General features: G+C 45.2%; 19 protein-coding genes. 13 read left to right on the plus strand and 6 right to left on the minus strand.

What is annotated here, in order from left to right; translation table 11 throughout:
• Positions 1-7: 7 nt before the first annotated feature.
• Together DFP76_RS04060 and DFP76_RS04065 are read right to left on the minus strand one after the other, a co-directional pair.
• Positions 8-442, minus strand: a complete 435-nt coding sequence (locus tag DFP76_RS04060) for a DoxX family protein (RefSeq protein WP_113873391.1) — start codon at positions 440-442, stop codon at positions 8-10.
• A gap of 132 nt (positions 443-574) precedes the next feature.
• A complete protein-coding gene (locus DFP76_RS04065) occupies positions 575-1,990 on the minus strand; it encodes an aminotransferase-like domain-containing protein (protein WP_113873392.1) in 1,416 nt (471 codons plus the stop codon).
• A gap of 139 nt (positions 1,991-2,129) precedes the next feature.
• Between DFP76_RS04065 and DFP76_RS04070 the strand changes: the two genes are divergently transcribed.
• Positions 2,130-3,011 carry an EamA family transporter gene (locus DFP76_RS04070; RefSeq protein WP_113873393.1) on the plus strand — a complete coding sequence of 294 codons (882 nt, stop codon included), beginning with the start codon at positions 2,130-2,132 and terminating at the stop codon, positions 3,009-3,011.
• 50 nt (positions 3,012-3,061) lie between these two features.
• On the plus strand, positions 3,062-3,688 hold the full coding sequence (locus DFP76_RS04075; protein ID WP_113873394.1) for a LysE family translocator: 627 nt from the start codon (positions 3,062-3,064) through the stop codon (positions 3,686-3,688).
• 39 nt (positions 3,689-3,727) lie between these two features.
• Here DFP76_RS04075 and DFP76_RS04080 read toward each other — a convergent pair whose 3' ends face one another.
• The gene (locus DFP76_RS04080; protein ID WP_113873395.1) at positions 3,728-4,543 is read right to left on the minus strand and encodes a LysR family transcriptional regulator; all 816 of its coding nucleotides are present in this window, start codon (positions 4,541-4,543) and stop codon (positions 3,728-3,730) included.
• Positions 4,544-4,681: 138 nt separating this feature from the next.
• Here DFP76_RS04080 and DFP76_RS04085 point away from each other — a divergent pair, with 138 nt between their 5' ends.
• The 5 genes from DFP76_RS04085 to DFP76_RS04105 all read left to right on the plus strand — a co-directional run bounded on the left by DFP76_RS04085 (position 4,682) and on the right by DFP76_RS04105 (position 10,645).
• On the plus strand, positions 4,682-4,903 hold the full coding sequence (locus DFP76_RS04085) for a hypothetical protein (protein WP_113873396.1): 222 nt from the start codon (positions 4,682-4,684) through the stop codon (positions 4,901-4,903).
• 77 nt (positions 4,904-4,980) lie between these two features.
• A complete protein-coding gene (gene epmA / locus DFP76_RS04090; RefSeq protein WP_113873397.1) occupies positions 4,981-5,955 on the plus strand; it encodes an EF-P lysine aminoacylase EpmA in 975 nt (324 codons plus the stop codon).
• Positions 5,956-5,980: 25 nt separating this feature from the next.
• Positions 5,981-8,269 carry an ATP-binding protein gene (locus tag DFP76_RS04095; RefSeq protein ID WP_113873398.1) on the plus strand — a complete coding sequence of 763 codons (2,289 nt, stop codon included), beginning with the start codon at positions 5,981-5,983 and terminating at the stop codon, positions 8,267-8,269.
• Positions 8,259-9,617, plus strand: coding sequence for a sigma-54-dependent transcriptional regulator (locus DFP76_RS04100; protein WP_113873399.1), 1,359 nt, complete (start codon positions 8,259-8,261; stop codon positions 9,615-9,617). Before DFP76_RS04095 ends, DFP76_RS04100 begins: the two co-directional genes overlap by 11 nt.
• A 263-nt stretch (positions 9,618-9,880) precedes the next feature.
• Positions 9,881-10,645: a GGDEF domain-containing protein gene (locus DFP76_RS04105; protein WP_113873400.1), complete on the plus strand. Its 765-nt coding sequence runs from the start codon at positions 9,881-9,883 to the stop codon at positions 10,643-10,645.
• A gap of 10 nt (positions 10,646-10,655) precedes the next feature.
• On the opposite strand, the gene DFP76_RS04110 is transcribed toward DFP76_RS04105, so the two are convergent.
• The 3 genes from DFP76_RS04110 to DFP76_RS04120 all read right to left on the minus strand — a co-directional run bounded on the left by DFP76_RS04110 (position 10,656) and on the right by DFP76_RS04120 (position 13,469).
• Positions 10,656-11,507, minus strand: coding sequence for an amidohydrolase family protein (locus tag DFP76_RS04110; RefSeq protein ID WP_113873401.1), 852 nt, complete (start codon positions 11,505-11,507; stop codon positions 10,656-10,658).
• Positions 11,508-11,519: 12 nt separating this feature from the next.
• Positions 11,520-12,659, minus strand: coding sequence for a mandelate racemase/muconate lactonizing enzyme family protein (locus DFP76_RS04115; protein WP_113873402.1), 1,140 nt, complete (start codon positions 12,657-12,659; stop codon positions 11,520-11,522).
• An 84-nt stretch (positions 12,660-12,743) separates the two neighbouring features.
• On the minus strand, positions 12,744-13,469 hold the full coding sequence (locus DFP76_RS04120; RefSeq protein ID WP_113873403.1) for a FadR/GntR family transcriptional regulator: 726 nt from the start codon (positions 13,467-13,469) through the stop codon (positions 12,744-12,746).
• A 260-nt stretch (positions 13,470-13,729) separates the two neighbouring features.
• Between DFP76_RS04120 and DFP76_RS04125 the strand changes: the two genes are divergently transcribed.
• The 6 genes from DFP76_RS04125 to DFP76_RS04150 all read left to right on the plus strand — a co-directional run bounded on the left by DFP76_RS04125 (position 13,730) and on the right by DFP76_RS04150 (position 20,136).
• Positions 13,730-14,728, plus strand: coding sequence for a TRAP transporter substrate-binding protein (locus DFP76_RS04125; protein ID WP_113873404.1), 999 nt, complete (start codon positions 13,730-13,732; stop codon positions 14,726-14,728).
• 68 nt (positions 14,729-14,796) lie between these two features.
• On the plus strand, positions 14,797-15,363 hold the full coding sequence (locus DFP76_RS04130) for a TRAP transporter small permease (protein ID WP_113873405.1): 567 nt from the start codon (positions 14,797-14,799) through the stop codon (positions 15,361-15,363).
• Position 15,364: 1 nt separating this feature from the next.
• Positions 15,365-16,648 carry a TRAP transporter large permease gene (locus tag DFP76_RS04135; RefSeq protein WP_113873406.1) on the plus strand — a complete coding sequence of 428 codons (1,284 nt, stop codon included), beginning with the start codon at positions 15,365-15,367 and terminating at the stop codon, positions 16,646-16,648.
• Between the two features lie 10 nt (positions 16,649-16,658).
• Positions 16,659-17,459, plus strand: a complete 801-nt coding sequence (locus tag DFP76_RS04140) for an NAD-dependent epimerase/dehydratase family protein (protein ID WP_113873407.1) — start codon at positions 16,659-16,661, stop codon at positions 17,457-17,459.
• A gap of 124 nt (positions 17,460-17,583) precedes the next feature.
• Positions 17,584-18,495: a 5-dehydro-4-deoxyglucarate dehydratase gene (gene kdgD / locus DFP76_RS04145; protein WP_113873408.1), complete on the plus strand. Its 912-nt coding sequence runs from the start codon at positions 17,584-17,586 to the stop codon at positions 18,493-18,495.
• A gap of 60 nt (positions 18,496-18,555) precedes the next feature.
• Positions 18,556-20,136, plus strand: a complete 1,581-nt coding sequence (locus tag DFP76_RS04150; RefSeq protein WP_113873409.1) for an aldehyde dehydrogenase (NADP(+)) — start codon at positions 18,556-18,558, stop codon at positions 20,134-20,136.
• Positions 20,137-20,272: the final 136 nt, after the last annotated feature.

Raw genomic sequence — 20,272 nt, forward strand, 5'->3', positions numbered from 1 at the left:
AGGTCGTTTATTTGCTAATTGCTTTGTCTACAGACAAAGGGCCAGCGCCGCTGAAAGCCAATGATAAGCAGGCCACTAGCAAGGTTAGGGCATATTCATAACCATTGTTTGCCATGAAAAGACCGTTGCTGAAGTGCACTGAGAAGATGGCGATCAGCATGGTGAAGGCGAGGGCGATACCAGCTGGACGAACTAACAAACCAATGACTAACGCCAAACCACCAAAGAATTCTGCACTACCAGCCAACAGAGCCATCAGGTAGCCAGGTTCAAGACCAATTGAGGCCATCCATTGCCCTGTGCCTTCTAAACCGTAACCACCGAATGCGCCAAACAATTTTTGTGCGCCATGGGCCATTAAAATCAAACCAACAGGGATGCGCAAAATAGTGCTAGCCCAGCCAGAAGAAGTACGAGTGATGTTTTGAATAAATGCTTGCATAGTTTCTACCTTGAAATGTTTTATGGACGATAGAAATACTATATACAGTTTGTGACAAAATAAGTAACGAAGTATTTTGAGTCAGCTGTTCAACTTTTTTGAACAACTGACTCTTACTATGATGGAAGAGTATTAACGCACGCTATGGTGAATAAGCTGGCAAAGACTCAAAAGCTGCTGGTGAGTATTGTGTTTGTCGGCTTGGGCTTCTAGAGGCCAGCCGCAATTGATACGAAAACAATCGGTATAAAAGTCATGGGTGCTGAAACAAGCGCCGCTGCGAATGTCTATATTAAGTCGCTGAGCATCCTTCTCTAATTGCACCGCATCCAACCCAGGCACTTGTATCCATAACACCATTCCGCCTTGTGGCGTGCTGATTTTAGCTTTTACTGGCAAGGCTTTGGCTAAGACTTGTTGATATTGGTGAATGTGTTGTCCCATTTGATAGCGAATGTTGTGAACATGGCGACGGTATTCTCCCGTGTTAATAAACTCCGCCATACAGGATTGTACTAAACCGTTCACGCCAAAGCTGGTGAGCGTGTGCTTGCGCATGTATTCCGTAAAATAGCGCCCAGGCTGGCACCAGCCAAGTCGCATGCCTTCGGCCAAAATTTTGGAAAAGGAACCGCACCAAATCACATAGCCATGTTGATCCCAATATTTTGCCGGTAAAGGCACTTCTTTAATGTGACTTAATTCAAAATACACATCGTCCTCAATCATGGGGATTTGATATTTTGCGGCCAGTGCGGCTAAGGCTTGCTTTTGCTGATCGGAAAAACTGATGCCATTGGGGTTGATGTTATTCGTGCTGAACAAAGAGGCTTTAACTTTACCTTGTTTTAGCAAGTGTTCAAATTGCGGCAAATCTATTCCATCTTGCCCAATAGGCACTTCGATAACTTGCCTTGATAAAGTGGTCAGCAAATCCAACAGTCCACTGAAACAAGGTGAGCCAATAGCAATGGTGTCGCCCTCATGGGTTAGGGTTTCAATGGCTTTTTTGACACTGTCGATACAGCCATTGGTGATTACTATCTCTTGGCTAGAAAAAGGCAAACCATAGCCACGTAAATGCTCGGTTAAAGCATTTCTCAGTACCATTTCCCCTTGAATATCAGGATATTGAAAAAGCGGCTGACTGGCCCGTTGTGCGACGCGCTTGATACTGCGTTGCAAACCTGTGTTGGGTAATAACTGCGGGGCAATCATAGAGGTGCCCAGCGGACTAAAAAATTCCGAATGTGGATTGTAACCGCGGCTAGGAGCGTACTTCTTGGGATCTCTTTGTTCCATCAATAGGTTAGAAAGGGCAGGGAAAGCGCTGTCCTTGATACGGCTAGCAACAAAATAGCCGGCCTGCGGACGCGCATAAATCCAGCCGGTTTGCTGTAAATAGTGATAAGCACGTGTGGCTGTGGTCATGCTGACCTGATGCTGCTTAGTGACTTTTCGTAAGGATGGTAAGCGGGCTCCCGAGGGGAGTTTTTGCGTGTTAATTTGCTCAATAAAATGTTGAGCCAAGCGCTGATGTTTTGACATAAATGAAGGCTCTCTTCTATGCATTTTCTCTAGCATAGCAAAATTGTACTCTTATTTTTATTTAAAATTGAATCTGTGCTCTTTTTGGTTTTGCCGTGATACTAGGCAGGCTTCTTCGGTATTGAAAAGAGAGAAAGAGATGAAACTCAGAGATTTTTGCTTGTTGTTCGCTTTAATGGCTTTATGGGGATTGAACTTCAGTGTGATTAAACTGGGGGTGAATAACATTGATCCTCTTATGTTAACCGCATTGCGTTTTACTTTTGCGGTATTTCCACTGGTGCTTTTTATCAAGCGCCCTAATGTGCAATGGCGTTATCTTATTGCCTATGGGCTGTCATTTGGGGTGGGGGTTTGGGGGTTAACAACCTTATCGATTCGTTTAGGGCTGTCCGCTGGCATGGCGTCTTTATTATTGGATATGAGCGTTGTTAGTAGCTTGTTGGTAGGCTATTTTGTATTGAAGGAAAGTCTGACACTCAACAAATTACTGGGTGCTGGGCTGGCCTTGATAGGGCTATTCATCATAATACAGGCGGATGGTGGCGCTATTACTATAAGCGGCCTTGTGTTGGTCTTATTGGCTTCGGTGTGTTGGAGTGTGAATGGCGTTATTGTGAAATGGGCCAATACCCGTGAAATTTTTGCCTTTAATATATGGGGAATGTTGTTTGCCCCCGTGCCATTAGTGCTTTTGTCTATGGCGCTGAATGGTCCTAGTGTGGTGACTGATTTGGTGACTGAATTCAACCAGTCAGCTTTGTTCTCAGCTTTGTTTCAGGCTTATCCCACCACTTTATTGGGCTATTGGTTATGGAATAAGATGATAATGAAGTACTCCATTTCCAGTGTGGCTCCCATGACTCTATTGGTGCCAGTGTTTGGTATATTGGGTGGTTACTGGTTTTATGATGAAGTGATTTCACTCAGCCAGATAGTGGCAGGTGGACTGATTCTTGCTGGTTTATTGATCAGTCAAATGACATGGAATGGCGTGCGGCTTAAGCGCAGTACCATTTGATCTTGTTGTCAGCCAAAATCTAAAATTTCGCCTAACAAAGGAAAAGGACAATGCAGGACATTCATTACGGTTTGATTTTAATGGCTGCCTTTGTTGCGGTGGCAAGTCCTGGGCCTGCTACCTTAGCCATAGCCAGTACGGCGATGAGCTCAGGGCGATCTAATGGCATAGCAACTGCATTTTGCGTGCTGACAGGGTCTTTCCTTTGGTCTTTTTCTGGTGCTTTTGGCATGGCTGCTGTGATGTACGCCAATGCGTGGTTATTTGAATTTTTGCGTTATCTCGGAGCTATTTACTTACTATTTCTGGCTTTTAAGTCCTTTAAGTCGGTAGTGCGACCTAAGTCAATCACCTTAGAGCAGACAACGTCAAACTCTTTGCAAAGCGATTATTTACGCGGCTTGGGAATACATTTAACCAATCCTAAGGTTATTTTGTTTTTTGGTGCCTTGTATTCTATGGGCGTGCCAAGCGGCGTGGAAGTCCAAGGCTTGCTTTCGATTATCTTTTTGATTGGTTTGCAAAGTATGTGTTTGTTTCTTGGCTATGCCTTGTTGTTTTCCCATGAAACATTTCGACGTCTTTATTTAAGGATGAGCCGAGTATTTGATGGCCTGTTTACAGTGTTTTTTGGCATTGCTGGAATAAAAATTCTGATGAGTAAATTGAGCGTTTAATTGTTTATAGAAATCGGGAGTGGATTCGCCGCTCTCATTTTAGACGTGATCCATCGCAAGCCCAATGCGTTGGATCAAACGTCGTACTTCCGGCAAATAACGATCTTCATGGTGAGTTACTAGCCATTGATCATGGCTAAGTTCTTCAATGATATTATCAATTCTATGCAAGCTAGTTTGCGTGTCTCCAATAAAGGTTGGTAAGACTGCAATGCCTTTGCTAGCAAGAGCTAAGTCGAGGCTGTTTCTTGGGGCATTCGTTTCGCAAATAATATCCAAGTGTTTTTGCTGATCTAGCCATTGTGCCGAGGGGGTATTGGCGATGACTTTAATCCAGCTATTAGGCGCATTTTTTGTCGAATAAGGAGCGAATTCTACTTTTGCTAATTTTCGACATACCAAAGATTCTTCTGTGGGGCGTTGATTACGAAAGCCTATTACGATTTCTCGATGCGATATAGCGAGTTTCTTTTCTTCTGAGACAAAGCGCAATAACAGATCCGGTGGCGAGCCAATAAACTCATCCAAGTGTTGTATTAATGCAAGAGTGGTCCAACTGCCTGCGGAGATTTTTACCAGTGGACGTGAGGTTTCTGGTGGTGATGTTTGACGTAAAATAAGCGCTTCTATTTGCGTTAATTCGCTGAGTAACTTTTGTCCATCTGCTGTTAATAGATAGCCTCTATCTTGTCTGATAAAGAGTTCTTGTTGCATTTGTTTCTCAAGCTCATACATTCTTCTGCCCAATGTGGCAGGACTGCGTTGGCATTGTTTTGCTGCAGCTGACAAGCCTCCGTGTCTGGCAACGGCAAGGAAAAATTTGAGGTCATTCCAATCCATGTTCTTTTCAATCATGAAATAGTCTTTTTAATATGTTTTGTTGTTGAAAAGACATTACGCCTTATTCTAGGTAAGGGTCAATCATTACTTTTATTTTAGAGAGTGCTGTTGAGGCTGGACATTTCATGCTCAACATATTCGGGAGGCTTTACGATGGAGCAGAAAAATCATCTAGGGTGTGAACAATATAATGGCATCAGCAATATACCTTTTCCATGCCCTTCGAAGACTGAGCAGCAGAAAAAAGAGCAGGCTTTTTATGAAGAGCACAGTAGTGAGGCTTGGTTTGTCGGAACGGGACAGTTTGTTAAAAGTGTGAAAAGAATCTTTGGTTTTAAGTGTCGGAATGGCAATCGGAAAGAGAGTGTTGATTAGTATGATGTCTCATAAATTTATAAAGGCCGGCGCGATAAATTTGCTATGATGGGCTTTATTTTTTAGGACGTTTTCCTATGTATGATGCTGCATCATGGCAACCCAGTGCCGAGCTTTCTGTGTTGCGTCAACGCGCGGACTTATTTGGCAAAATACGACAATTCTTTGCTGAGCAAGAGGTGATGGAAGTGGACACTCAGTGTTTGTCTCTGGCAAGTATTTCTGACCCCCACATAGAAGTGCTCACCGCCCATACCCGCTCTATGGGGCAAGACCTCACCTATTATCTGCAAACCTCACCTGAGTACGCCATGAAGCGATTGTTGTGTGCAGGCGCAGGTTCGATATATCAATTAGGTAAGGTCTTCAGAGCCGAGGAGATGGGCCGTCGCCACAGTATCGAATTTACTATGTTGGAGTGGTATCGCGTTGACTTGGATCATTGGCAATTGATGGCTGAAATCGAAGCCTTGTTGCAAGCTGTGATCGAGCCAAGCCTCCAATGTGAATACCTCAGTTATCAGCAAGCTTTTATCGACTTTACCGGACTAGACCCTTGGCAGGTGAGTCTTGAGGCGTTGCAAGCCTGCGCACATCAAGCAACCGAATACGGCCTGCAAGAAGAGGACAGAGACACCTTGTTAGAGCTGATTTTTGCTAGCGTGATTGAACCCAAAATTGGTCAGAGGCAGCCTTGTTTTATTCACAGTTATCCAGCGTCTCAGGCGGCACTTGCAAAGTTACAACAGGATTCTGCAGGCAATCTCGTCGCCGCACGCTTTGAACTTTATTGGCAAGGTATGGAACTGGCGAACGGCTATTATGAATTGACTGATGCACAGGAACAGGCGGCACGTTTTGCGCAAGATAAAGCACAAAGACAGGTGTCTGAATCGGTTGAACGCCAATTCGATGAACGCTTGATTAGTGCCTTGATCCAGGGAATGCCTGATTGTGCTGGGGTGGCGTTAGGTGTTGATCGTCTGCTCATGCTAATCTGTGGCAAAAAGGACATTGCCGAGGTGTTGGCGTTTGCTCATGAACGGGCTTAATCCAATTGCGTAAAATGAGGTTTTGGTGAGCAAATTATCCGATACGTTGAGTGAGGCTGCCGCTTTATCTGTTGCCCCTAGAAAAATCATCGTCCTGTCTTTGTTGGCGATATTGTTATTGGTGATTGTCATCATCTGGAAGGGCGGTGAGGCACTCAAGAATCGTCAGATTGAAGAATTGCAATTGACGTCAGAAGAGCAACTGGCGCAATTGGCCAGTGTGATCGAAAGTGCCATCGTTAAGTATCAACACATGCCGACTTTATTGGCGACCAACGGCCGAGTCAAAAAAGCGTTGCGAGATGGTTTTTATCAGGATATTTCCCAGTTAAATCTTGAATTAGAGCAAATCAACCGGATTACTGAAGCTTCAGATAGTTATATCTTGAACAAAGACGGCCTCACTATTGCGGCTTCCAATTATCAAAGTGATGCCAGTTTTATTGGTAATAACTTTGCTTTTAGACCTTATTTCCAACAAGCCATTCAAGGCAAACCTGGTCGTTATTATGCCTTGGGAACCATGTCCAATCGTCGTGGTTATTATTTTTCCTACCCTGTGGTGGATGATGAAAAAATCATTGGTGTAGCGGTGGTTAAGGTAGACATAAGCCAATTTGAAAAACGCTTCGCTAATCAAAATTATGATTTTGTCTTACTTGACCCAGATGGTGTTGTCTTTAGCAGTTCGCGACCTAGTTGGCTTTATCAAGTATTACGCGGGCTGTCGTATAGTGAACTTAAACGTATTGCTGAGTCCAAGCGTTATAAAGATCGCCCCATCGAAAAACTGCCGATTGCCTACCAAAAGCCGTTAAGTGATACGGCGACCTTAGTGGATGTGCTAGAAACCAATCCGTTGAATGGGGAGCTTGAGCGCCGCTCTTACTTGAAAATGAGTCGACCCATTCAGCTATTGGGTTTTACCATCTCTATTTTATCTCCATTGCAACTGATCAATGAAGAAATCGCTTTGTGGCGCGCTATTTTTGCCGGTGGCTTAACCATTACAGGTTTGCTCGCTGGCTTGGCGTTGTTACGGCGTCGAATGCTATTAGAGCGTTATAATGCCAATGAGATGACACGTCACAACCAAGCTTACATTCGTGAGGTAATCCAGAATACGCAAGCAGGCTTGGTTACTTTGGATGACAAACATTGCATCGAATCCTTTAATCCAGCGATTGAGCAATTGGTCGGACAACCGCTTAGTGCGCTAATAGGCCAGCCTTTACAGAATGTATTTCACGCGGAAGATCAGCAAAAATTCGCCAATATTTGGCGAGCGGATGATAAATTGGGCATTAAAGTCGTGACCATGGAAGGGTATTTGCAGTTGGATAGGGTCGATTCCGTTCCCGTTGAGATGACGCTTTGTGAAATGAAACTGCCTAACCGTCGTAGTTACTTGGTGACTTTTCATGACATGACGGAGCGTAAACGCTATGAACAAGAAGTGATGCAAGCTCAGCTTGAACTGGAAAAACGTGTTCGTGAGCGGACCTTTGAATTAGAAGAGGCCAACCTGTTGTTGCGCCAAGAAATGGCGGGCCATAAAGATACTCAGCGAGAGTTGATTCAAACCGCTAAGTTAGCAGTGCTAGGACAATTAAGTGCGGGATTAAACCATGAATTAAATCAGCCTTTAACGGCAATTAGAGCGTTTGCTGGTAATGGTTTGAAGTTTCTCGATCGACAAAATTACCAACAAGCTCATAACAATCTTGAGCAGATCAATCAGCTGGGCCAACACATGAGTGATATTATCTCTCGTTTCAAGGTGTTTGCTCGTAAAGGGGATGTGCAGCAAGGTCCTATTGCGGTACAAACCGCCATAATTGGTGCTATCAAGATTATTTCTCCGCGTTATAAAGAAGTTGGCATCGAGCTGCAAGTGCCTGAAGATCAAGGCTTTATTGTTCATGGAGATATGGTGTTTCTAGAGCAAGTCTTGGTCAATTTATTAGCCAATGCGGCGGACGCTATTCAAGAAGCGAAGAAACACTCAGATGACCGTCTACAAAGAGTGTGTATAGAACAAACTGCCAATCAAGATGACGTGACGATTTGTGTTCGAGATTCTGGTGATGGCCTGACCGAGGATGCGATTAAGCATTTGTTTGAACCTTTCTTTACTTCTAAATCTTCTGGAGTTGGTCTGGGCTTAGGGTTGTCGATCAGTCAGCGAATTGTGGAAGTGATGGGCGGGCAGATAAAGGCTCACAATTGTCCTGAAGGTGGCGCAGAATTTGTGGTGGTATTGTCACGTTTCCAATCTAAAAAAATCAGTGAAAGAGAACCGCATGACGGATAAAAATCAGGTAATTTTAATTGACGATGAGCAAGCTGTTCGCATGGCTATTTCTCAAACGTTGGCGTTAGAGGACTTTGCTGTGGCTGAGTTCAGTACCACACAAAGCGTTACTGAAAAGCTATCGATAGATTGGCCAGGGGTGATTGTCAGTGATATTAACCTACCCGGACAAAGTGGCTTGGATTTGTTTGAAGAGGTTAAAAAAATCGATGCGGAAATCCCTTTTATTTTGATCACAGGTCATGGCGACATCAGCATGGCCGTCAGTGCGATCCGTGACGGTGCGTATGATTTTATTGAAAAACCTTTTTCCAACGAAGATTTTGTTGAGGTAGTTCGACGTGCCAGCGAAAAGCGCCGTTTGACGCTGGAAAACCGTAACTTACGCCTTGAACTCGCTGCTCAGAATGCGCCAGGTCCACGAATTATCGGTAACACACCAGGGATTCATCGTTTACGTCAGGCACTTTTGCATGTGGCCGATACTGGCGCCGATATTCTGATTCAAGGGGAAACTGGCACAGGGAAAGAGCTGGTGGCTCGCTACATTCATGAGCACAGTTCCCGTCGCGGTCAACCTTTTGTGGCCATTAACTGTGGTGCTGTGCCGGATTCTATTATGGAATCGGAGTTGTTTGGTCATGAAAAAGGGGCGTTTACGGACGCTAAAACGCAGCGTATTGGTAAGTTAGAGCACGCTAATGGCGGTACTTTATTCCTAGACGAAATCGAAAGTATGCCCATGTCCATGCAAATTCGCTTATTGCGTGTGCTGGAAGAAAGACGCTTAGAACGCTTAGGTTCAAATAAAGCCATTGATTTGGACTTACGTATTTTGGCAGCGACCAAGGTGGATTTGAAGCAACTTAGCGAAGGCGATAGCTTCCGCGAGGATTTGTATTATCGACTCAATGTTGTGCGAGTAGATATACCCCCTTTGCGAGAGCGTAAAGATGATATCTCCCTGTTGTGGCAACACTTTTGCCTAGTTGCGACGGCACAGTATAAACGTGAATCCGAGCCTTTGTCCGCAGCGCGTATGCACAGTTTGTTAAGTTATGATTGGCCGGGCAATGTGCGTGAGCTAAGGAACTTAGCTGAACGCTATGTATTGATGGGGGAGGCTGGCTCCTTTGAGTTTGATCAGATTATCATTAATGAAAATAACCCAGGGGTAATGACCTTACCTGAGCAAATGGAACGTTTTGAAAAAACGTTATTGGAGCAGGAGTTGATTCGTCAAAAGGGCTCAATCAAAGACACCATGGATGCTTTGGGTCTGCCAAGAAAAACCTTGTACGACAAGATGCGTAAATATGGTTTAGATAAAGATTTGTACAAACAATAACCCTCATATAAGTAAAGAAGTGTTAAATTAATAAGGGATTGTTTACTTATGTAACTGTTTTTTGTAACTTAGAAAGTCATGCCAATGCTTCTTATCATGGATGCTTTCTATCGTTCAGCTTGATATTGCTTAGTAGAAACGGATTAATTGAGTGTACATCACTGTGTTTTTTGGATAACAAGTATTGTGCTCACTTAGGTAGAAGACACAGATGCAGTTTGTGGTTCTTCTGGTTTTATCTATCTATTCGCCTTGGGGGCATAGTGACGCCTATTATCCGACATGTACTACGTTCATTAGGGCGTACTGGCTTAGTGCTGGCGCTAACTATCTCTGCCATTCTTATCTCTATACTGTTAGATACTCTCTTTGCGAAATTATTAGGGCTCGCTCTTGATTTGCATCGTGATGTGATGATGATCATCCTTATTGCGGGTTTAACAACGCCTATTTTATCTTGGTATCTGGTGGGGTTGCTGTTGCGTGTCGATGTGATGGAGCGGGAGATGACACAGCTTGCCTCAATCGATAGCCTAACGTCTGTTTACAACCGTGGTTATTTCTACAAAAAGAGTTTGACCGCTTTATCATCAAAAGCCAGCTTAAAAAAATCTGGAGTGTCTGCATTTTTTGTACTGGATCTAGATGATTTTAAACAAATTAATGACCAGCACGGTCACCTCTGTGGAGACCAAGCTCTAGTGGTTTTTGCCGAAGTGTTACGAAGTATCTTTCATTACCCAAACGTCGTTGCTCGTTTAGGGGGCGATGAATTTGCTGTTTTACTGTGCAATGCCACTGAAGCGGAGGTCGCTAGCTTTGCTCAAAGTGTTTTGGATCGTGTGCGCAATGCTGCATTGGTCACCGAACAGGGAACGGTAAACTTCACTGCTAGTATTGGTGTAGCGACGTTTCAAGGGCAAGGCGAACAGGTATTTGAGAAGGCGTTTCAGACCGCAGATAAAGCCTTATATGAGGTGAAAAGGGCGGGGCGTGACGGCTATAAAATTCAAGCCGTCGATCAGTAAATTATTTATCTTAGCTGTGCCAATATAAGCGTTCTGGGTTATCGACAAATATTGCTTGCCTTGTTCTCTCGTCAGGAATCCAGCTCTGTATCAAATCCAGTAGTCTTGCATCGTTTGGTGCTTGCTCTGGTGTACCTGAAACGTGTGGCCAGTTGCTGCCCCAGATAATGCGTTCAGGGGCATGTTTGATCGCTGCCTTGGTCATATCTGCAACGTCTTCATAGTCTGGTCCACCAGTGGCTGAGCTTTCATAACAAGCGGCAATCTTGTAATAGCAATTGCCCTTGTCTAAAAGTTTGAGTACCTGTTTGAATTCGGCGCTGTTGATTTTGACTGGCGGTAAAAACTTACCATGATGATCCAAACTGAAATTGCCTTTGATCTTATTCAATATACTAGCGTGCTCTAAGATTTCTCGACCATTGAACTGTACGATACAACTCCAGCCAAATGTTGCAATTTTATCGTTAACAGATAGCAAGTCCTTTAATCTGACGGCGCCTTGGGTCAACTGCATAATGCGTGCGCCACGGGCGCCCATTTGATGCCACTTTTCCAATTCAGCTTCGCTCGTATCAGGCGTCACCACCACAATGCCACGTGCTTTTTCACCCATACTCTGTACCGCATTGAGCAGTACTTGGTTATTTGTTTGATAGGCGTTGGGTTGCGTAATAACTACCTTCTCAATACCTAGCCATGTCATCACTTGCTGATAATCCTGAAGGTTTGCTGCGTCTACTGGAATAGCTGGTCCCCCCGGTAAGTTTGGATGCTGAGCGTCATAAATGTGTATATGCGTATCAATGCTCCCCTTGGGTAGTGCAATGTTGGGAGCTTGTCCGTTTAATCGTCTTGTCATGTTCATCATTCCTTATACTTTAGGGCGGTACTTCGCCAGTTCCTCTGGGCGGATTTCAATCCCTAAACCATGGCCTTGTGGCACGGTTAAATAGCCATCGTTAAGCTCAAAAGGTTGAGTGACAATACTAGAACGGAAAGGATTATGAGTTTGGTCGTACTCAAAACGTGGGGAATCCGGTGTGCAGCCATAAGAGGGCGGGCTAGGTGGAATGATGGCATGGAAATGCAGACCCGCCGCTAAAGCAACACTCGTCCCCCAAACATGAGGAACGCAGCGCACTCCATAAATATCACACAAGGTGAGCACTTTTTTTGCTTCACTTAGACCACCGACACCGCATACATCAGGTTGCAAAATATCGACAGTATTTTGCTTTAATGCTTCATTGATGCCCCAACGTGTATGCCAAGTTTCACCGCCAGCAAGTGGGATGGCTTGGCTGCTTCTAAGTTTGTGATAGCTGCTTAGGGCTTCAGGAACAACCGGCTCTTCAAACCATAACAGGTCGCAATCACTGACCGCATTGGCAACACGTGCGGCATCAATGTGATCATAACCGTGATTGGCGTCTATCATCAGCTCGATATCCTCACCCAAGCATTGGCGAACGGCTTTGATTGAGGCTATGTCTAGCCCGATGCCAAAACCGATTTTGATTTTTACGGCCTTGAAGCCCGCTTGTTTATAACCTGACACTTCTTCTAATAAGCTTTCTATGCGATCTTGGCCTACCAAACGAAAACCGCCAGTGGCGTACACTGGGATTTGCTCACGAAAAGCGCCCCCTAGTAGCTGGTGAGTTGGACATTGATGATACTTGCCCGCTAGATCCCATAAGGCGATATCAATGCCACTGATGGCATTAATGGTGGCGCCGCGTTGGCCTTGATCACGGAAAATATTGTAGAGCTTGAGCCAGATGGGTTCGATGTTTAGAGCATTTTTGCCAATAAGGTGAGGCTTCATTGCCTGAATGAAGGCATCGTTTACGATACGGTTGCCCAAACATTCTCCCCAGCCGACTAAACCGTTATCGCAATGGATTTCGATCAGTAGGTGATCTCTTGAGGTAAACAACATAGACGCGGATTCGAACGGCTGTTCAAGTTCATGACTGAGGTGATAAGTAACGATCTCTGTGATTTTCATGGCAAATGACCCTGTACATCGGTTTATTCTTGTTAGTTGAGGGAAACATAACACAAGTCATTTTAATAAATCCATAAATTCATACTATGATTTTGCGCGTTGTATGTCGCGCATCAATTTACGATAACGTTCACAACCATTATTAAGATGGACGCGTACCGCTTCTTTAGCCGCTTCTGCATCGCGGGCCTCAATGGCATCCAAAATGGCTTTGTGTTCACGATTTAGTGACTTATCGATTTCTGGATCACGAGGCAGACCCGCTTCTTCTCTTAGTCGTGCCCGAGGGATAGTGCGTTGTCCAAGGACCTCTAAAAAGTCAACAAAGTGTTGGTTGTTAGTGGCTTTGGCAATGGCCAAATGGAACTCGAAATCTTCTTGTTCGGCACTTTCGCCTTTCTGAACTTTTCGTTCGTAGGCGTCGTAACAGCGATAGATTTCTGCTTCTTGGGCTAATGAACATCTCGCAACGGCAAGCCCCACAGCTTCGATCTCTACAGCGGTTCTGAGTTCCAAAGACTCTATCGTATCTGTCAGTGTCTGTGTGCTGTTACGTAGTAAAGATGTGAGCTTTTGCTCTGGTTCGGAAACGAATACACCAGCGCCTTGTTTGGCTTTGACTAGCCCTTCTGCTTTCAAACAGGCAATGGCTTCACGCAGCACGGTACGACTGACGGACAGTTCGCTCATCAACTTGGGTTCCGTTGGTAGTTTATCACCAGGTTTCATATCCAAGGTGGCAATGCGCTGACGAATTTTCTCTGCCGTTTGTTGCGGCAAACTGGCTTTTACGGTTTTACTTGCTGGCATGATCTATTGGCCTTTCTAAAACATAAAGATGTTGCTTTTTATGAGCTTAAATATGTTATCACATAATATGAATACGACTTAATTTACCTGTTAAGTCGTTAAGTTTAAATTAAATTTAAAAAATTCATACTATGATTATTGTCTATTCCTGATGTCTTATGCTACAAATAAAAAAGGTTGGATGGTTATCTTTAAGTCTTAGTCTTAAAGTGGTTATCCAAACAAGTAGAAAAATGACAAGAATAACTGGAGACATAACAATGATAATAAACTTTCCCGCAAAAAAAATTGGCAAAGCACTTGCCTTGATGACTGCCGCTTCGGCTGTGGCGTTTTCTAGCGCTGCGAACGCGGAATGGAAAGGCTGGAACATTCATAATACAGGTTACCCTGTTACGGATGCGTTAGAATCTTTCATTAAGGAAGCAGATAAAGCGACTGATGGTCGAGTAAGTGGTCGCGTCTACAATAGTTCTGTACTGGGCAGTCAGTCTGATGCCATTCAAATGTTACAAGTTGGCGCCATTCAATTTGCTGGTTTTAGCTTGGGGCCAATGGGTGACGCTGTGCCTGAAGTAAACGTGGTTTCCCTTCCTTTTATTTTCAAAGACCTCAATCACATGCACCGCGTTATGGATGGTCCAGTTGGCGATCAGTTAAGTGATGCCATGGCGAAAAAAGGCATTATGTCGTTGGCTTGGTATGATGGTGGTGCGCGATCTTTCTATAACACGGCTAAGCCTATTCAGACCCCAGCGGATGTGAAAGGTGAGAAGTTCCGTGTCATGAATAACGAATTGTACGTTGGCATGGTAGAAGCCTTGGGTGGTAATGCAACGCCAATGGCGTATTCCGAAGTGTATCAATCCTTAAAAACTGGTGTGGTTGATGGTGCTGAAAACAACTGGCCATCATACGATTCCAGTAACCACTATGAAGTGGCGCCTTATTATTCTTTGACGCAGCACTTAATAATCCCAGAGTGTGTCTGTGTGAGCGTGAAAGCGTGGAACGAATTGTCTGCAAAAGATCAGGTTGCTGTCAAAAAGGCCGCTCGAGATAGTTCGGCTTTGCAGCGTAAGTTGTGGGCGCAACGGGATGAAGAAAGCCGTAAGAAAGTGCTAGCTTCAGGTGTTAAGTTCAATGAAATCAAAGATAAAAAAGCCTTTAGTGATGCGATGAAACCTGTCTACGCGAAAGCGGTGAAAGATAATCCATCTTTGAAGCCATTTATCGAGCAAATTCAAAATACCCAGTAATAAAGACTCAGGCTAATCTGTCGTTAGCAGATTAGCCTTTTGATGACATTGCTTGAAAGAGTGTGACTATGGCTTTCTCTTCTTCTATACAACCCAAAATCAAATCTATTCTGGATGGTATCGCTTTTTTAGTGACCGCCTTGTCTGGTGTGTTTTTAGTTTTGTTGGTGGCTTCATTTGGTTGGTTGGTATTTGGTCGTTATGTATTAAATGACACGCCAACTTGGGTGGAGCAAATGGCCATGCTGTTGGTTACAAATATTACCTTTTTGGCGGCGGCTGTCGGCATTCATGAACGCACACACTTAAGTGTTGATATGCTTTCTATGATCGTGCCGGAGCGTGTTGGTCAGATTATTAATATCTTGATTGATGTGTGTATTGTCGTTTTTGGTTATGCCATGGCGCTGTACGGCAAGGAGCTGGTGGACTTTGCTTGGTTTAGAAGCATTCCATTATTGACGGTATTTGAATGGCGAATTCCAGAAGGCATTCGATATTTCCCCGTTGTCGCCAGCGGTGTCTTGATGTGCCTGTTTGCAGGATATCGGGTAATTTATGGCACGCTAAACGTATTTTCAAAACAATCTGTGTCAGCAGATCCTCACTCTTCTGATGTAGCGGGAGATAACTAATATGGGCTTAGCGATTTTACTGGGCTTATTTGCTCTGCTGACCTTTGTCGGTGTGCCTGTGGCGTTTGCTTTAGGTATGGCAGCAATTTCAGCGTTTTTTTACGAAGGCTTGCCGTTAATGATTGGTTTTCAGCGGATCGTTGCTGGAACTTCTACCTTTTCATTGTTGGCGATTCCTTTCTTTATCTTTGCCGGTGAATTGATGTTGCATGGTGGCATTGCCGCAAGGTTGATTCGCTTAGCGTCTTCCGCTGTGGGCTGGATGCGTGGTGGTCTGGGACAAGTTAATGTCTTTTCCAGTATGTTGTTTGGTGGCATTTCTGGTTCAGCGGTGGCGGACGTATCAGCGCTTGGCTCTTTATTGATCCCGGTAATGAAAGAAAAAGGTTATGACGACGCTTATGCGGTCAATGTGACGGTGACCTCGTCCATTGCTGGCATCATGATTCCACCAAGCCACAATATGATCTTATATGTGGTGGCCGCAGGCGGTGGTATGTCGGTGGCCAGTCTATTCATGGCGGGCATTGTGCCAGGGATTTTAATGTGTGTATTGTTGGGCTGTGTGGCTCGTTGGATGGCGATTCGTAACAATTACCCAACTGAACCGTTTGCCGGTTTAAAGGTGATTTTTGTCGCTTTCTTGGCGTCATTCCCTGGTTTGATTACCGCCATTATTGTCGTGGGTGGTGCTTTATCTGGTGTATTCACAGTGACTGAATCCGGAGCCATAGGAGCAATTTACGCTGTGTTGATTACGGCGTTGGTCTACCGTTCATTGACTCTACGTGACTTTTGGGTCGCTGTTATCCGCTCAGTGCGTACCACAGGTCTGGTGATGATCTTAGTCGGTTGCGCGTCTGCTTTTGGTTACATGTTGGCATTGTACGAAGTACCGAAAGTGTTGGCGGCTGGGTTAACGGCCATATCCGATAATCCCATCATCATCTTTTTGATGATGAATTTGATCTTATTGCTATTGGGCATGATCATGGATATGGCGGCGCTGATTCTAATATGTACGCCCATCTTTTTGCCTGTGGCAGTGAGCTTAGGTATGGATCCAATTCAGTTCGGCAGTATGTTGATGATGAATTTGGGCTTAGGTTTGTGTACGCCACCAGTGGGAGGGTGTTTGTTCGTTGGCTGTGCCATTGGTGAAGTGCCGATTCAACGCGCCGTGAAAAGCATTTGGCCATTTTATTTGGCGATTTTGGCCGCGTTAATCTTGGTGACATTTGTACCTGCTATTTCTATGACGTTACCAAACTGGATCAGTGGTTAAGGGGAAAGATATGAAACGAGTATTGCTGACAGGCGCAGCCGGTACTTTAGGTAAAGCCATGCGTCGTACTTTGGCGGGGTGGGCAGAGGAATTGGTGTTGTCTGACTTAGTGGAGATCACAGACTTAAACCCAGGTGAGTCTTTTAAAGCTTGTGATTTGGCGGATTTCGATGCGGTAAAGACACTAGTAAAAGGCTGTGACGGCATTATCCACCTTGGAGGACAATCCATTGAAGGCACCTTTGAGAGCATTCTAAACGGTAATTTGAAAGGCACTTATCATATATATGAAGCGGCTCGCCAACATCAGGTCACGCGCATCTTTTTTGCCAGTTCCAATCATGTGGTGGGTTTTCATTCCCGTGAGACGCGTCTAGATGCGGACAGCCCAATGCGACCAGATAGCTTATACGGTGTATCAAAAGGCTTTGGTGAGTTATTAGCACGCTATTACTTTGAGAAATTTGGTATCGAATCGGCTCTGGTGCGCATCGGCAGTTGTCTGCCCAAGCCGCTTGATCGTCGTATGTTGTCGACCTGGTTGAGCGAGGAAGACATGGCGGATCTGGTGAAGTGTGTGTTCAGCGTTAATCGCTTGGCATGTACCGTGGTGTATGGTGCATCGAATAACCCTTGGTCTTGGTGGGATAACCGCAAAGCCAACTTCCTAGGATGGCAGCCGAAAGATTCGTCAGCACAATTTGAGACCGAGGTATTGTCGCAAGACCCATTAATGGATCGCGACCATCCCGCATTGTTATTTCAAGGAGGATTCTTTGCCACTGCAGGCCACTTTGAAGACGATGATTAACCGTAACTTTAGCTAACGCACTTTTATAAATTTATTTCCTAATAATGAAATTTTTGCCCTGCAACATGGGTAAGGGTTTCGTTTGCCCAAAATTTGGGTATTTGAATAATAAGAGGACCCTTATATGGCACTTTCAATTGAGCAAATTCGTTCATCTTTAAGCGATGGTTTACTGTCATTCCCAATCACGGATTTTGATGCGCAAGGACAGTTTCAAGCTGACACTTATAAACAACGCATAGAGTGGTTTATTGAGCATGGCGTATCGTCTGTATTTATTGCGGGTGGCACAGGGGAGTTCTTCTCTCTTGGGCTGGAAGAGTACAAAGAAATTTGTCGCATTGCAGTGGAAACAGTGGCTGGGCGAGTACCAGTGATTGCCAGTGCAGGACGCAGTGTTGTCGAGGCTAAAGCCTTTGTGGAAGCGGCAGAGGAAGCGGGATGTGATGGTATTTTGTTGATGCCGCCTTTCTTAACCGAGTGCCCAGAAGATGGTGTGGTGGAATATGCCACACAAATCATGCAAAGCAGCTCGATTCAGTTTATTTACTACAATCGTGCCAATGGCATTTTGAGTGCAGAAAGCGTGAAGCAATTAGCGGCACAGAACCCTAACTTGATTGCCCTCAAAGACGGTGTGGGTAATGTGGCGACGTTAAATGACATCATTAAGACGGTGGGAGATCGTTTGGTTTACATTGGGGGCGTGCCGACGGCTGAGATTTTCGCCGAGGCGTATTTAGCCATTGGTGTGAATACCTATTCTTCTGCGGTATTTAACTTTATGCCTGATATGGCGAATCGTTTTTATAAAGCGTTACGAGCGGGTGAAAAAAACACGGTAGAAGCCATTGTGAAAGACTTCTTTATTCCTTTCTGTCGTCTGCGTGATGAGAAAAAAGGTTACGCGGTGAGTTTGATCAAATCCGGCGCTAAATTAATTGGCCGCCCAGCAGGCGAGGTGCGTGCGCCACTGACCATGCCGACTCAAGAGCAAGAAGCGCGCCTGCAAGCGCTCATTAAAGCGAATAAATAACCACAGTCCCAGATCTTCGGGTCTGGGGTTCTTTTAATAAGTGAATTTGTGGAGAAGACAATGCAAATTACGGGACAAATGCTGATCGGGCAAAGCTCGGTACAGGGTCACAAAAAAGCCATTCGCGCGCTGAACCCAGCCACTAATGAGTATCTTCAGCCTGAATTTTTAGGTGGCGATCAACAGCATGTTGATCAAGCCGTGGCATTGGCTTGGCAGGCATTTGATGATTATCGTGCTATGGGTAACGAAAGCCGAGCCGTGTTTCTGGAAACCATTGCGGATGAAATCCTTGCGCTGGGTGATTCGCTCGTAGAGCGTGCCATGGCGGAAACTGGTTTACCGCAAGCTCGCATTGAAGGTGAGCGTGGTCGAACCATGGGGCAATTGCGAATGTTTGCTTCCGTCGTACGCATGGGAAAATTTCTCGATGCGCGCATTGATCCTGCGTTGCCTGAGAGAGCACCACTACCGCGAGCCGATTTGCGTTTTCAAAAAATTCCATTGGGCCCGGTGGCTGTGTTCGGTGCCAGTAATTTTCCGTTGGCCTTTTCGGTGGCGGGTGGCGACACAGCATCGGCGTTAGCGGCCGGTTGCCCTGTAGTGGTAAAAGCTCATTCCGCTCATCCAGGGACGTCTGAATTGGTTGGCCGTGCGATTCAGCAGGCCGTGAAAAAGTGCCAAATGCCGGAAGGGGTATTTTCTTTGTTGTTTGGTGCAGGGGCCGATGTTGGTGGTGCTTTAGTGGCACACCCTCACATTAAAGCGGTGGGGTTTACTGGCTCCCGTTCAGGTGGTGTGGCCTTGATGAATATTGCTGCGAATCGGCCTGAACCGATTCCAGTTTACGCTGAAATGAGCAGTATTAATCCAGTTTTCATAATGTCGAATAAGCTTGCTGCAGAAGCGAAAGCGGTGGCATCGGGCTTTGTTGCTTCTTTGGCGATGGGGGCTGGTCAATTCTGCACCAACCCTGGTTTGGTGGTGGTGATGGATGGGCCAGATTGTGAGGCTTTCTTGCAGCAGGTAGCTGAAGAGACTCAAGCGTTGGGCACACAAACCATGCTGAGTCCGGGGATTTACCAAGCCTATTGTGAGGGCGTGAACAGCTTGACTGAGCATGACGGAGTGAGTTTGTTGGCGCAATCGGCGAGCTCGGATTTGCCAAATCAGTGTCAGGCGCATGTGTTTGTTACGCAAGCCAAGACTTTCTTAGCCGATAAAGGCTTGGAGGGTGAAGTATTTGGTTCGACTTCCTTAGTCATTAAGTGTCAGAGTCTTGAGGAATATCGCCAACTGGCTGAGCATTTTGAAGGCCAACTGACGATAACCATTCAAATGAATGATGCTGACAGCGATGCGGTTAAAGCGCTTTTGCCTGTGTTTGAGCGTAAAGCCGGACGCTTGTTGTGTAATGGTTACCCAACCGGGGTTGAGGTGTGTCAGGCCATGGTACATGGTGGGCCTTTCCCAGCGACCTCAGACAGTCGTTCCACTTCCGTCGGCAGTGCCGCTATTGAGCGTTTCTTGCGTCCAGTGTGTTATCAGGATTTTCCCGCGAGTTTGCTACCAAGCAGCGTGCGCGACGATAACCCGTTGACGATTCCGCAATTAGTCGACAGTAAATTGAAGTTGGCTTAATGGTGTCGACAGTAATCGAATAAAAGTGATATTTGGATAGGTGTCACATTAGCGAGGCTTTGGCCTCGCTTTTTTTTGTCTTGTTTTTATATCAAGAAAAGACGCTAAGGCAGGTGATAGCAGACTTCTAGAGGGA

The sequence above is a fragment of the Marinomonas aquiplantarum genome (assembly GCF_003314975.1).
GTDB lineage: Bacteria > Pseudomonadota > Gammaproteobacteria > Pseudomonadales > Marinomonadaceae > Marinomonas > Marinomonas aquiplantarum.

Coding starts and splice junctions, on each gene's coding strand:
- DFP76_RS04115 (WP_113873402.1), bottom strand. CDS start 12,659: ATGAAAATCACAGAGATCGTTACTTATCACCTCAGTCATGAACTTGAA.
- DFP76_RS04120 (WP_113873403.1), bottom strand. CDS start 13,469: ATGCCAGCAAGTAAAACCGTAAAAGCCAGTTTGCCGCAACAAACGGCA.
- DFP76_RS04140 (WP_113873407.1), top strand. CDS start 16,659: ATGAAACGAGTATTGCTGACAGGCGCAGCCGGTACTTTAGGTAAAGCC.
- DFP76_RS04135 (WP_113873406.1), top strand. CDS start 15,365: ATGGGCTTAGCGATTTTACTGGGCTTATTTGCTCTGCTGACCTTTGTC.
- DFP76_RS04075 (WP_113873394.1), top strand. CDS start 3,062: ATGCAGGACATTCATTACGGTTTGATTTTAATGGCTGCCTTTGTTGCG.
- DFP76_RS04100 (WP_113873399.1), top strand. CDS start 8,259: ATGACGGATAAAAATCAGGTAATTTTAATTGACGATGAGCAAGCTGTT.
- DFP76_RS04060 (WP_113873391.1), bottom strand. CDS start 442: ATGCAAGCATTTATTCAAAACATCACTCGTACTTCTTCTGGCTGGGCT.
- DFP76_RS04130 (WP_113873405.1), top strand. CDS start 14,797: ATGGCTTTCTCTTCTTCTATACAACCCAAAATCAAATCTATTCTGGAT.
- DFP76_RS04070 (WP_113873393.1), top strand. CDS start 2,130: ATGAAACTCAGAGATTTTTGCTTGTTGTTCGCTTTAATGGCTTTATGG.
- DFP76_RS04150 (WP_113873409.1), top strand. CDS start 18,556: ATGCAAATTACGGGACAAATGCTGATCGGGCAAAGCTCGGTACAGGGT.
- DFP76_RS04080 (WP_113873395.1), bottom strand. CDS start 4,543: ATGATTGAAAAGAACATGGATTGGAATGACCTCAAATTTTTCCTTGCC.
- epmA (WP_113873397.1), top strand. CDS start 4,981: ATGTATGATGCTGCATCATGGCAACCCAGTGCCGAGCTTTCTGTGTTG.
- DFP76_RS04085 (WP_113873396.1), top strand. CDS start 4,682: ATGGAGCAGAAAAATCATCTAGGGTGTGAACAATATAATGGCATCAGC.
- kdgD (WP_113873408.1), top strand. CDS start 17,584: ATGGCACTTTCAATTGAGCAAATTCGTTCATCTTTAAGCGATGGTTTA.
- DFP76_RS04065 (WP_113873392.1), bottom strand. CDS start 1,990: ATGTCAAAACATCAGCGCTTGGCTCAACATTTTATTGAGCAAATTAAC.
- DFP76_RS04125 (WP_113873404.1), top strand. CDS start 13,730: ATGATAATAAACTTTCCCGCAAAAAAAATTGGCAAAGCACTTGCCTTG.
- DFP76_RS04110 (WP_113873401.1), bottom strand. CDS start 11,507: ATGACAAGACGATTAAACGGACAAGCTCCCAACATTGCACTACCCAAG.